Genomic DNA, 11,381 nt, shown 5'->3' on the forward strand with positions numbered 1-11,381 from the left:
CAACACGCCAATCCGGCGGTAGCCGAACCGGCGCCGCTTTCCGGCGATCTCCTGCATCTCCTTGCGGATCTCAGGGCAGTCCGGCGGGCGTTCGCGCCGGACTGTCTTTGGGTCGACACCGACAAGCGCCGTCAGATACCTCGCGATCTCCTCAATCTCGCACGGCAGGTCTCGCTCATGCAGAACCGTGCCTTTGCCGTCGACAACACAAATCGCGCAGGACCGCAGCGACACATCCAAACCAGCATAATATTCCATTCGAAATCCCCCTTGTTCACAGTTTCCCAGTGATCCTATCGGGAACTCGACCTCAGTTCAGGGCCAGTCCAATTACGCATGCTTTGGGCCGCTCCTAGCGGCGCGGCCTATGCAGCAGTGGCGAAGAACTCTGCACCTCAATTGGTCAGCAAGCGCTCAACCTGTCTTTTGCTGCTAAGATCACTAAGGTCCGCTTTCCCGGCCTTCACCCACCGGCAATACTACAAGATGGATGAATGGGCGATTCAGTGGCGCTTCGCCGCTACGCTCTGCCCCGAGACAGTGGTAGGTCAGACCGAAAGCAGTGCCCCCCCGCCTTCAAGCGGGGAGCGCAAAATCAGAACAGCGACGGCAACCAAAGCGATACAGCCGGAACATAGGTCACCAAGATCAAAGCGCCGAGGATCGCGATGTAGAAGGGCCAGATCGATTTCAACGCCGTTTCGATCTTGATTCGACCGACCGCACATCCCACGAACAAACAGGTTCCGACGGGCGGTGTACAGAGGCCGAGGCCGAGGTTCATCAACATCATGATGCCGAATTGCGTCGGGTCCATGCCAAGACCCTTTGCGATAGGCAGAAAGATCGGTGTGCAGATCAGAATAAGGGCGGCCATATCCATGATCATTCCGAGCACTAGCAGGATCACGTTGATCATCAGCAAAATGATGATGGGGTTATCCGAGATCAAAACCAAGGCTTCGCTGAGGCGGGCAGGTACTTGGTAGAGGGCCAGCAGATAGGCAAACGAGCTGGCAAAGGCGATAAGGATCATGACCATCGACGTCGTGCGCACGGTACCGACCAAAGCGATCTTGAAGGAGTGCCACGTCAGGCTCCGATAGTAGAACTTGGTCAAAAGGATTGCGTAGATCGCACCGAAGGCACCGGATTCCGTCACGGTAAACACACCCGACAGCGTACCGCCGACGATAATCACGGCTGTCAAAAAGCCGGGTATCGCGTCGGCGGCACTGCGTCCAACCTCACGCCATCCGGGGAATGGCTCGGATGGATAGTTATGTTTGACGGAAAGGATATAGGCGGCGATCGCAAGGCTGATGCACATCAACAGACCGGGGACGACCCCAGCAAGGAACAGTTTGGAGACAGAGATCCCGCCACCGGCGGCAACGGCGAAGATGATCATGTTGTGGCTGGGAGGGATGACAATCCCGGCGATGGACGACGTCACCGTGACATTCACCGCAAAGTCGGGCCGGTATCCACGCTCTTTCATAACGGGGACAAGGATCGATCCAAGCGCCGAGATATCCGCCACGGCAGAGCCGGAGATGCCGCCGAACAGCATAGACGAAAAGATATTCACCATCGCAAGGCCGCCCTTGAGGTGCCCTACGAGGGCCGAGGCGAGCTTGACCAGTCTCGCAGCAATCCCGCCGTGAAGCATAATCTCGCCCGCGAGTACGAAGAAGGGGATCGCCAGCAGGGAGAAGACCGAAACGCCCGCTGTCGCACGCTGGAAAGTGATGAGCATCGGAAAGCCTTCGATCCAGAAGGCAGAGGCGGCAGCGATGCCCATGGCAAAGGCGACGGGCAAGCCGATGAAGACGCCGATGGCAAACACAAGCAAAAGGATCATCAGGCCCATATCAGGACTCCTGCGTTTCGAATTGGGGATGCCAATCGGAATAGGTAAGAATGCGAATGATGCCGCGCGTGCCCGCATGCAGCACGATCAAGGCGCCGCACAGGGTGATGGCGAGGGTGCGAAAGCTTTCGGGGATTTCCAGCATAGGCAGGTTGGAATCCCAGCCGAATATCATCAATTGCGTGCCTGCGTAAAACATGACGCCACCGAACGCGGCGAGGATAAAGTCGATTGCCATCATGATGACTTTTTGCACCGGAATGGGCATGACGTCGCGAAACAGTGTGACGCCCAGATGGGTGTTGTCCCGAACCCCCGCGGCAGCGCCCAAAAATGCAATGTAGCAGATCAGAAGCAAGGCAAGCTGCTCGACCCAAGTTGGCGTGGCGTTCAAAACATAGCGGCCAAAGACCAGCCAGCCGAATGTAACGATTAGAACGACGAGGGCGATACACGCCGTCAGAATGCTGGCCCATTGAACGGCCGCCAGTACGGTTTCACATCTTTTCAGAACGGTCTTCTTGCCACTCATAACAGTCTCGCCGTGTTCAGTTTTTTGTCCGATGCAAAACAGCCCGCGCCGCAAAGGACACGGGCCGTTTCATTCATTCACTCAAAGCAGGTTCACTCAGCGTTGCGGATCATGTCCACCAACGGCGCAAGATCAGGGTTCGCCTCAAGGAAGCTTTCGTAAACCGGTGTCATCTTGGCTTGGAAAGGCGCCTTGTCTTCCACGGTGTTCACGATTGTACCGCCGGCCTTGACAGTCTCCATCGAAGCCGCTTCGCGGGCCTGCCACAGTTCACGCTGCAATTCGGTAGAGGCTTGTCCCGCCTCTTTCACGATCTTTTGCTGCTCGGGTGTCAAAGAGTCGAAAGTCTTTTTCGACATGCAAAGGCACTCGGGAATGATCAGGTGCTCGGTCAGCGAGTAGTATTTTGCGACCTCATAGTGGCTTGTCGATTCGTAAGAGGGCGGGTTGTTCTCCGCGCCATCGACGACGCCTGTCTGGATCGACTGGTACACTTCGGAGAATGCCATCGGCGTCGCGTTGCCGTCCATGGATTCGACCATCTGCACGAAGAGGTCGTTGCTCATCACTCGGATTTTCAGACCTTCGACATCGGCCGGCGTGTTGATCGGGCGGGCGGAGTTGTAGAAGGACCGGGCGCCAGCGTCATACCAGCCAAGCGGCTCAACACCGCGGGCGCGCATGCCTTCGGAAATCGCCTCGCCCACTTCGCCATCCATCAGTTTGTACATCTGCGGGATCGAAGAGAAGATGAACGGCAGCGAAACGACGTTGGCCTCCGGCACGGAAGTTCCGAACGGGCCAAGGCTGAATTCACCGAAATCCAATACGCCGAGGCGAAGCTGTTCGATCGCGTCAGGCTGGCTGCCCAGAACGCCATTGTGGAAAGTCTTTGCCGTCAATTCGCCGCCCGTGGCCTCAGAGATGGACTCTGCGAAAAAGTCCATGGCGATAGACACCGGATATTCCTCAACGTGAATGTTCCAGCCTCTGAGCTCTTTCGCCGAAACGGATGTCGCCGCGAGTGCGATACAACTGCCGAGCAGTGCGCTGCGAAGTGTAAAACCTATTGTCATGTGATCCTCCCAGATACGTTTGACTATTTGGAACGTTGATGTGCCCTCCCACATCACTCGCTCACCATAACAGGTATACTAGTATGGCCTGTCCGTGTTTGAGTCAATTATCCATCTGCGAAAGTGGTATTTTTTGCACGAGACCGCGGTTTTTACTAAGGTTTTTAGGGGGTCAGTGATCGATCCGCGTCTCTTGTTAGGGGGGGCGGTTATTTATCGGGCACCCTACCATCGCTCGAACTGGCGGGTGCAAAGGATCACGCTCAACCTCTGACTTTCTTTCACCAGCTGTAGGAAAGACTTCGAACAGAAGAAGGTCATCAGTTCCTTATATCACGTGACAGATCAACCCGTGCTGACTAGAATACCAGATGCGACATCAGCAAAGGCCCCGTGATGACCCTGCTTCACCCCGACCGCTTGTTTCCGGTTGAACCCAAGCTAAGAGAACTGGCACGCACGCTTTATGATGGGGTGCGCGATCTACCCATCATTAGCCCTCATGGCCATACTGATCCGCGCTGGTTCGCGGAAAACAAAGCTTTCGCCAACCCGCCCGAGCTGTTCGTCACGCCCGATCACTATGTGTTCCGGATGCTCCATTCTCAGGGGATCGCGTTGGAGGATCTGGGTGTGCCGCGCGTCGATGGCGGCGCCGTCGAACAAGACCCGCGTAAGATTTGGCAATTGTTTGCAAGCAACTATCACCTGTTCCGCGCCACACCTTCGCGCATTTGGATCGACCAGGCGCTGCAAGAGGTCTTTGGCGTCACCCAGCGTTTGTCTGCGACCACGGCTGACGAGATTTACGACCAGATCGACGATTGCCTCGCGCAAGAGACCTACCGCCCCCGTGCGCTGTTCGAACGCTTCAACATCGAAGCAATCTCCACTACCGAAAGCGCGATTGATGACCTGCGCTGGCACCGCATGATACGGGAAGGCGGCTGGTCGGGAAGGGTGGTCACGGCCTACCGGCCCGATGCCGTGATCGACCCCGAGTTTGAAGGATTCGCCGACAATGTCGCGACCTTGGGCGAACTGGCCGGTGAAGATACGACCACTTGGGCCGGATACCTTGCCGCCCATCGAAACAGGCGTGCCTATTTCAAGGAGTTCGGGGCCACGTCCACAGATCATGGCCATCCCACCGCCCGAACCGAGGACCTCTCGCAAGAGGCAGCCGCCGCCCTGTTCGACAAAGCCCTGCGTGGCGCCTGTACGCAGGAAGAGGCGGATGCGTTTCGCGGTCATATGCTGACTGAAATGGCACGGATGTCGCTGGATGACGGATTGGTCCTGCAAATTCACCCCGGGTCCTATCGCAATCACAGCGGGCCGATCATGGAACGCTTTGGCCGGGACAAAGGCTATGACATCCCAACGCGCACCGATTATGTCCACGCGCTGCGCCCTTTGCTGAACGCCGTGGGGCAAGACCCGAAAATGACCATCATCGTTTTCACTCTGGATGAGACGGCGTTCGCGCGGGAGCTTGCGCCCTTGGCTGGAGTCTATCCCGCGCTGAAACTGGGGCCGCCGTGGTGGTTTCACGACAGCGCCGAAGGCATGCGGCGGTTTCGCGAAACGGTCACGGAAACGGCGGGTTTCTACAATACCGTGGGCTTCAACGATGACACGCGGGCCTTCTGCTCAATCCCCGCGCGGCACGATGTTGCGCGGCGCGTCGATTGCAGTTTTCTGGCCACGCTGGTTGAGACAGGCCGACTTGACCGTGACGAAGCCGACGAAGTGGCCCATGACCTGTCCTACGGGTTGGCCAAGGCGGCCTATAAACTATGACTCAACCCCGTCTGCAACGCTCGACCGATCCGCGTCCGAAAACCGGTATTGTCCATCTCGGCCTGGGTGCATTCTTTCGGGCTTTCGGCGCACCGATAACCAGCGATGCCATGGTGGCAAGTGGCGGCGATTGGGGGATCGTCGGGGTCTCTCTTCGCAGTTCGGGTCTGCGTGACGCTTTGCGGGATCAGGGCTGGGCCTACACCGCCGTTTCCGTAGGAGCGGAGGCGGAAACCCCGCGTGTGATCGAGATCCTGAATGACGTGCTCGTCGCACCGCAAAACCCTGACGCGGTGTTGAAAGCGATCGCCGAAGCGGATGTGCGTATCGTGACCCTAACGGTGACCGAAAAGGGCTATTGCCACGTCCCCGCGACGGGAAAACTGGACCGCGATCACCCCGATATCGCACATGATTTGACGAGCCAGCTTCCTAGATCCGCCATCGGATACATCGTGCGCGCTTTGGCGGAACGTAAGCGCGCGGGCGCACCGGCTTTCACAGTGATGAGCTGCGATAACCTTCCCCAGAACGGTCGGCTTTTGCGCGGGCTGATCCTTGAGTTTGCGGCCCTCGTAGACCCTGAGTTGGAGCGCTGGATCGCCGAGAACGCCCGGTTTCCCTGCACGATGGTTGACCGTATCACGCCTGCGACAACCCAAGATGACATTGCGCGGGTCGCCGCGCTGACGGGCCGCTATGATGCCGCGCCGGTTGTGCATGAGCCCTTTGCCCAATGGGTTATCGAAGACAGCTTTGTCGCGAATGCACGGCCCGATTGGGCCGCCGCGGGTGCCGAACTGGTGGCCGATGTCGCTTTCCACGAAGAAATGAAGCTGCGAATGCTGAACGGCGCGCATTCCGCTCTGGCCTACACAGGTTATCTGACAGGATATGAAACCATTTCCGACACCGTGGCCGATCCTGTGTTCGAGCGGTTTGTTCACGGTCTTTGGGCTGAGATTATGCCGACGGTCACAGCACCGGCAGGCGTGGATCTGAGCGATTATGCCACCGCATTGTTCACCCGTTTCGCAAATCCCAATATCCGGCACCGCACATGGCAAATCGCAATGGATGGCAGCCAGAAACTGCCACAACGGTTGCTGGGAACCATGGGCGACGCTCATCAATCCGGCCGCGATACACCGCTCATGTGTTTGGCGGTTGCGGCATGGATGTTCTATGTGCGCGGCATCGATGAGGCGGGCGATGCCATCGATCTTCGCGACCCTCTGGCCAGCGAGCTCCATGCACTGACCGCCAATGCAGACGGCCCGGAAGCAACCGTAACCGCGCTGCTGGGAATGAGCGCGGTGTTCCCCGAAGGCTTGGCGCATCAACTGAAAGCACCTTTGACCGCCGCCGCGAAAGAGGTTTGGGCCTTTGGCGTGCGCAGGGCGATTGAACGGGCCGTTAGTGCCCCACAAGAAATAGAAGAAAGAACATAGAATGCAGACTATTCACCGTCTTGATTGCGACGACGCGCAGCGCATTATCGAAGCCGCAAGGAAACACGCCGAGGCAATCGGCGTGCCGATGTGCATCGCGGTCATGGATGAAAGCTGTCACTTGATCGGGTTTCTACGCATGGATGGAGGGAAAATCCCCAGCATCACGATGGCCATCGACAAATGCTTTACCGCGACGGGAACCCAGAAGCCGACGCAGGCCTTGGCCGAACCCAGCATGCCGGGCGGCCCGGTCTACGGGCTCACCTCCGCCCATGGCGGGCGTTTTGTCGTGATTGCAGGCGGGCTGCCGATATTCAAGGATGGCGAAGTGATCGGGGGTATCGGCGTAAGTTCGGGAACACCGGCCCAAGACCTTGAGGTCGCGCAGGCCGGTGTTGACGCGTTTGACGCAAAAGACGCCTAGCCTTTAAGCTTCAGGAAATAATCAAAAATTTCGGGCACGTTGCCATCGCTCATGCCCGCATCGACGGCGGCCTGAAGGTTATGCGACGTGCCTTCGGCAATCTCGGACCGCGTGCCAAGATCGCTGACCATTTCAAGGAAATAGGTGATGTCCTTGTTGGCATTCGCCAATGAGAACCCAAGGTCGCTTACACCATCGACGGCGTATTTCTTACAGAACTGCATGAAGGGGGAATTGGACGGGCCTGCCGACATGATCTCGAACAACTGCGCAGTGTCGAGGCCCGCACGGTCGGCAACGGCGAAGGCTTGGCTCATGGCGCTGACGGTCGTCATGCCCATAAAGTTGTTGATCAATTTCGTCGTATGCCCCGCACCGAGCGCGCCAACGTAGAATACGTTTTCACCCAGAATATCGAGCACCGGTTTGACCGAGGCGAATATGTCCTCATCCCCTGCGGCCATGATATTCAGCAACCCATCCTTGGCGTGGGCAGGTGTACGGCCCAATGGCGCATCGATCATGCCCGCGCCTTTGGCGGCGAGGTCGGCACCGATCCTGCGCGTGGAGGCCGGAATGGATGTGCCGAAATCGATCAGAACGGCGCCCTTTTTGATCCCAGCCAAGATGCCATCGTCGCCGTAGACCAGGCTTTCCACGACGTCGGAGGTGGTGACGCAAAGCATGATGATGTCGCAAGCCTCCGCCATCTCCCGAGGGGTGGCCACCTCGCGGGCTCCGCGGGCAACTGCCGCATCAACTGCCTTTCTATTGCGGCCCATGATAACGGGTTCGATGCCGTTCTTTTGAAGGCATTCGACCATATTGCCGCCCATGAGGCCGAGCCCGATAAAGCCGATAACAGGGTTTTCCATTTTCTACTCCTAGACGAACAAGTAATCTCTTGCCTTACCTTACGTTCATACAGACTAGTATACTAGAAGAAAGTCATCTGTTCAGGACAGTGATGATCCCGCGCAGTTCGGCCAAGCCGCGCAACCGCCCGATAAGGGTATAGCCGGGCTGGGTTTCCGTTTCGGCATCCGACAAAAGGGCGTGACCGTGATCCGCACGAAAAGGGATCTCAGCATTGCGTAGCCTCTCGGCCTTCAGGATTTCATCCACCACCGCGACCATGTCGACATCGCCCGTCAAATGGGCCGCCTCGCTAAACGACCCGTCGTGCGATTTAGCCACGTTACGCAGATGGACAAAGTGGATGCGATCCGCAAAGGCGCGGGCAATTCGGGGCACGTCGTTATCCGCATGAGACCCGAGCGAGCCGCTACAAAGCGTCAGGCCATTCGCAGGCTCAGGGTGGGCGTTCATGATCCAGTCGATAGCGCTTTGCGTCGATACGATGCGGGGCAGGCCCAGAATGTCGCGTGGGGGATCATCGGGGTGGATGCACATGCGAATGCCAAGCTCGGCTGCGGCCGGAATGATTTCCGCCAGAAACCGCGCGAGATTTGCGCGCAGATCATCATGGGTCAGCCCGTCGTATGTGGTTAGAACCTCGCGCAACCCGCTGATATCGTACCTGTCATACGCCCCCGGAAGGCCGGACATGATCGCGTGCAAGAGCGACGCCTTGTCCTCTTGTGAAGCCGTGTCATGCCACGCGCGGCCCTGACGGACGGCATCGGGGTGATAGGTTTCCGCTGCATCCTCGCGCCCCAGCATATGAATTTCGAACGCGGCCATCTTGGCTGCTGAAAAGTGCAGACAAGTGCCACCGCGCGCGACAGGTGCCGTTAGGTCGGTGCGGGTCCAATCAAGGATCGGCATGAAGTTGTAGCAGACGGTGGTGATGCCTTCGGCGGCAAGGTTCGCGAGGGATTGTCGGTAGTTTTCGAACAGGCCCGGCAGATCACCGGTCCCGCGTTTGATGTCTTCGTGAACGGGCAGGCTTTCGACGACATCCCATGTGAACCCGGCCGCCGAAATCTCGTTCCGGCGTTTGGAAATGGCGTCACGGGTCCAGACTTCGCCGTAGGGGATCGCATGCAGCGCGCTCACGATGCCCGCCGCCCCTGTCTGTGCGACCTGATCCAGCGGAATAGGGTCGAACTCACCGAACCAGCGCCAAGTCTCCCGCATCCTTCCGCCCTTTCAAATTTTGGATGGGCCCAGATTGATGTCGACCAACGCCCCACGGCCCTGAACGACTGCGCCGGACAAACGACAGGCCGTCGCGATACTGTCTGACAATGGCTGCCCACCGACATGCCCCGCAAGGATTGCCGCGTTGAAGCTGTCACCGGCAGCCGTGGAATCCACCACATGCGTTACCGGTGCGACGGCAATAGTTCCGCGATCCTCTGGACTGACATAGTAGACGTCACCGGCGCCATTCTTGACGACTACGATGCTTGCCCCTGCCGCGCCGTAGCGATCTGCCGTGGCTTGTGGGGACGTATCCTCGAACCAATCCGCCTCATCCTCGAACGAGGGTAGGACAATGTCGGACACCGCAGCACCCGCCATGATGACCGAAAGCATCGTGTCGCTATCGTCCCAAAGACGGGGGCGAAGATTGGGGTCGAATGCGATCGTTTTGCCGCTGGCACGAGCCGCTTTCAAAGCAGAAATGAACGCGTCGCGGTCGCCAGCCTCAAGGATCGCCAAGGTGATCCCTGAGAAATAGATTAGATCATGCGCGTCAATCGCGCGTTCCAATGCGGGGAGGTCAGCGGCCAGTTTGCGGGCCGCCGATTGACCACGCCAATAGGAGAAACTCCGTTCGCCATTCTCCAAAGAGATCAGGTAGAGGCCCACGGTCCGGTTCGGCACCTCGACACAATAGCTGTCATCGACGCCGGCAGCTGTGATCGTATCACGCAGCTGGCCTGATATCGCGTCATCCCCCAGCCCCGTAAAATAGGACACTTGGCTGTCGGGGGCGATGCGCGCCAAATACCACGCGGTGTTGAACGTATCTCCCGCAAACCCAAGTTTGAACGCCCCCGCATCCTCCTGCGGGGAAAGCTCGGCCATACATTCGCCTATGGATAAAATCCGCATACCGAAGGCTACAGGAAATCGTCACGCCGAGGCGTGAAACAGTCGATCAACGTGCCCGGCTCAAGGCAGACGCATCCATGGGTCAGTTGGGTCGGAATGACAAAGCTATCACCGGGCCCCACCTCTTTTTCGACATCGCCAAGGGTGAAGCGGAAACGCCCTGTCTCGACATATGTCGACTGCACATGCGGGTGATTATGCAGCGCGCCAACCGCGCCGGTTTTTGCAAAGCGGAACGCCACGACCATCATCTCAGGATGGTCCGAGAGCACTTGGCGGGTGACGTTTTCGCCGGTGGAAACAACAGGAAAATCGGCCATCTTCGATCCTTAGCTGAACAGCATACCGCCATTGATGTCGATATTTGTCCCCGTGAGGAAGGCACTGTCATCGCAGGCGAGGAAGAGCGCAGCACTGGCTACATCATCCACGGTGCCTTGGCGTTTCAGCGGGGCGTTCGCCTCGTACCCGCGACGGCCCGCATCGGGCGTGTGGATGTTGTGGAAATCCGTGTCGATCATGCCGGGACAAAGCGCGTTTACGCGCACATCGGGCCCAAGCTCTTTGGCCAAACCGCGGGTCATGGTCACAATGGCACCCTTGGAGGACGCATAGGCCACCGAACCGGGGCCGCCGCCATCACGCGCCGCCTGACTGGCAAGGTTCACGATCGTCCCCGTTTTGATGTGTTCCAAGCAGGCTTTGGTCATCATGAATGTGCTGGTCAGATTCAGCGACATGACCGCATTCCAGTGATCAAGGTCCATCTCCGCCAGTGTTTTGCGTGCGATCAGCCCGCCTGCGTTGTTCACCAGGATATCAATACCGCCGAATGCTTCGAGCGTTTTTGCCACCAGATCATCGACGTCTGCCTGTTTGTTCAGATCACCCTGAACCGCAATTGCCTTGCCGCCAGCGGCTTCGATCTTGGCAACCACATCGTCGGCACCTGTGGAGCTGGCGAAATAGTTGATCGCGACATTCGCGCCTTCTTCCGCAAATTTGAGCGCGACCGCCGCCCCGATATCCCGACCACCGCCAGTGATGATGGCTGTTTTTCCTGCAAGTTTCATAAATCTACTTTCTTCTGACTGGCGTGGCACAACAATATGTTGGCCGGTTTCTGCGAAGCGTCCAAAGCAGCGCGATCCATCGTATCGGCATATGCTGGGCGGCGCGGGAAATGCCCCCCCCG

Annotated in this window: 11 protein-coding genes and 1 pseudogene; 3 read left to right on the forward strand and 9 right to left on the reverse strand. The window is 58.1% G+C overall.

The features are described from left to right. The 4 genes and pseudogenes from FCK22_RS19405 to FCK22_RS17350 form a co-directional block, all read right to left on the reverse strand. A pseudogene (locus tag FCK22_RS19405) lies at positions 1 to 258 on the reverse strand (hypothetical protein); the annotation flags it as partial. 337 nt (positions 259 to 595) lie between these two features. Next, positions 596 to 1,873, reverse strand: coding sequence for a TRAP transporter large permease (locus tag FCK22_RS17340; RefSeq protein ID WP_067266938.1), 1,278 nt, complete (start codon positions 1,871 to 1,873; stop codon positions 596 to 598). A gap of 1 nt (position 1,874) precedes the next feature. Further along, complete coding sequence (locus FCK22_RS17345) at positions 1,875 to 2,459, reverse strand: TRAP transporter small permease (RefSeq protein ID WP_231886392.1); 585 nt, start codon at positions 2,457 to 2,459, stop codon at positions 1,875 to 1,877. Positions 2,460 to 2,497: 38 nt separating this feature from the next. Then, entirely contained in the window at positions 2,498 to 3,481 is a 984-nt protein-coding gene (locus tag FCK22_RS17350; RefSeq protein ID WP_067266937.1) for a TRAP transporter substrate-binding protein, read from the reverse strand. A 396-nt stretch (positions 3,482 to 3,877) separates the two neighbouring features. Between FCK22_RS17350 and uxaC the strand changes: the two genes are divergently transcribed. The 3 genes from uxaC to FCK22_RS17365 are packed head-to-tail and all read left to right on the forward strand — an operon-like array spanning position 3,878 to position 7,162. Further along, positions 3,878 to 5,284 (forward strand): glucuronate isomerase, encoded by a 1,407-nt coding sequence (uxaC, locus tag FCK22_RS17355; RefSeq protein ID WP_067266935.1) that lies wholly within the window; start codon positions 3,878 to 3,880, stop codon positions 5,282 to 5,284. Then, on the forward strand, positions 5,281 to 6,735 hold the full coding sequence (locus FCK22_RS17360; protein ID WP_067266933.1) for a mannitol dehydrogenase family protein: 1,455 nt from the start codon (positions 5,281 to 5,283) through the stop codon (positions 6,733 to 6,735). Before uxaC ends, FCK22_RS17360 begins: the two co-directional genes overlap by 4 nt. 1 nt (position 6,736) lies before the next feature. After that, entirely contained in the window at positions 6,737 to 7,162 is a 426-nt protein-coding gene (locus FCK22_RS17365; RefSeq protein WP_067266931.1) for a heme-binding protein, read from the forward strand. Here the strand turns inward: FCK22_RS17365 and FCK22_RS17370 are convergent. The 5 genes from FCK22_RS17370 to FCK22_RS17390 form a co-directional block, all read right to left on the reverse strand. After that, on the reverse strand, positions 7,159 to 8,037 hold the full coding sequence (locus FCK22_RS17370; protein ID WP_067266929.1) for an NAD(P)-dependent oxidoreductase: 879 nt from the start codon (positions 8,035 to 8,037) through the stop codon (positions 7,159 to 7,161). The two genes, FCK22_RS17365 and FCK22_RS17370, sit on opposite strands and share 4 nt — an antisense overlap. Positions 8,038 to 8,110: 73 nt before the next feature. After that, a complete protein-coding gene (uxuA, locus tag FCK22_RS17375; protein ID WP_067266927.1) occupies positions 8,111 to 9,262 on the reverse strand; it encodes a mannonate dehydratase in 1,152 nt (383 codons plus the stop codon). Between the two features lie 12 nt (positions 9,263 to 9,274). Then, positions 9,275 to 10,186: a sugar kinase gene (locus FCK22_RS17380; RefSeq protein ID WP_067266925.1), complete on the reverse strand. Its 912-nt coding sequence runs from the start codon at positions 10,184 to 10,186 to the stop codon at positions 9,275 to 9,277. 8 nt (positions 10,187 to 10,194) lie between these two features. Continuing rightward, positions 10,195 to 10,506, reverse strand: a complete 312-nt coding sequence (locus FCK22_RS17385; RefSeq protein ID WP_067266924.1) for a cupin domain-containing protein — start codon at positions 10,504 to 10,506, stop codon at positions 10,195 to 10,197. Between the two features lie 9 nt (positions 10,507 to 10,515). Continuing rightward, the coding region (locus FCK22_RS17390; RefSeq protein WP_248646583.1) for a 3-oxoacyl-ACP reductase family protein at positions 10,516 to 11,381 on the reverse strand (866 nt) is incomplete at its 5' end.

Origin of the sequence: Sulfitobacter sp. 15WGC (assembly GCF_005068605.1) — a bacterium.
In the GTDB taxonomy this organism is placed as follows: domain Bacteria; phylum Pseudomonadota; class Alphaproteobacteria; order Rhodobacterales; family Rhodobacteraceae; genus Sulfitobacter; species Sulfitobacter faviae.

Coding starts and splice junctions, on each gene's coding strand:
- FCK22_RS17340 (WP_067266938.1), bottom strand. CDS start 1,873: ATGGGCCTGATGATCCTTTTGCTTGTGTTTGCCATCGGCGTCTTCATC.
- FCK22_RS17350 (WP_067266937.1), bottom strand. CDS start 3,481: ATGACAATAGGTTTTACACTTCGCAGCGCACTGCTCGGCAGTTGTATC.
- uxaC (WP_067266935.1), top strand. CDS start 3,878: ATGACCCTGCTTCACCCCGACCGCTTGTTTCCGGTTGAACCCAAGCTA.
- FCK22_RS17360 (WP_067266933.1), top strand. CDS start 5,281: ATGACTCAACCCCGTCTGCAACGCTCGACCGATCCGCGTCCGAAAACC.
- FCK22_RS17365 (WP_067266931.1), top strand. CDS start 6,737: ATGCAGACTATTCACCGTCTTGATTGCGACGACGCGCAGCGCATTATC.
- FCK22_RS17370 (WP_067266929.1), bottom strand. CDS start 8,037: ATGGAAAACCCTGTTATCGGCTTTATCGGGCTCGGCCTCATGGGCGGC.
- uxuA (WP_067266927.1), bottom strand. CDS start 9,262: ATGCGGGAGACTTGGCGCTGGTTCGGTGAGTTCGACCCTATTCCGCTG.
- FCK22_RS17380 (WP_067266925.1), bottom strand. CDS start 10,186: ATGCGGATTTTATCCATAGGCGAATGTATGGCCGAGCTTTCCCCGCAG.
- FCK22_RS17385 (WP_067266924.1), bottom strand. CDS start 10,506: ATGGCCGATTTTCCTGTTGTTTCCACCGGCGAAAACGTCACCCGCCAA.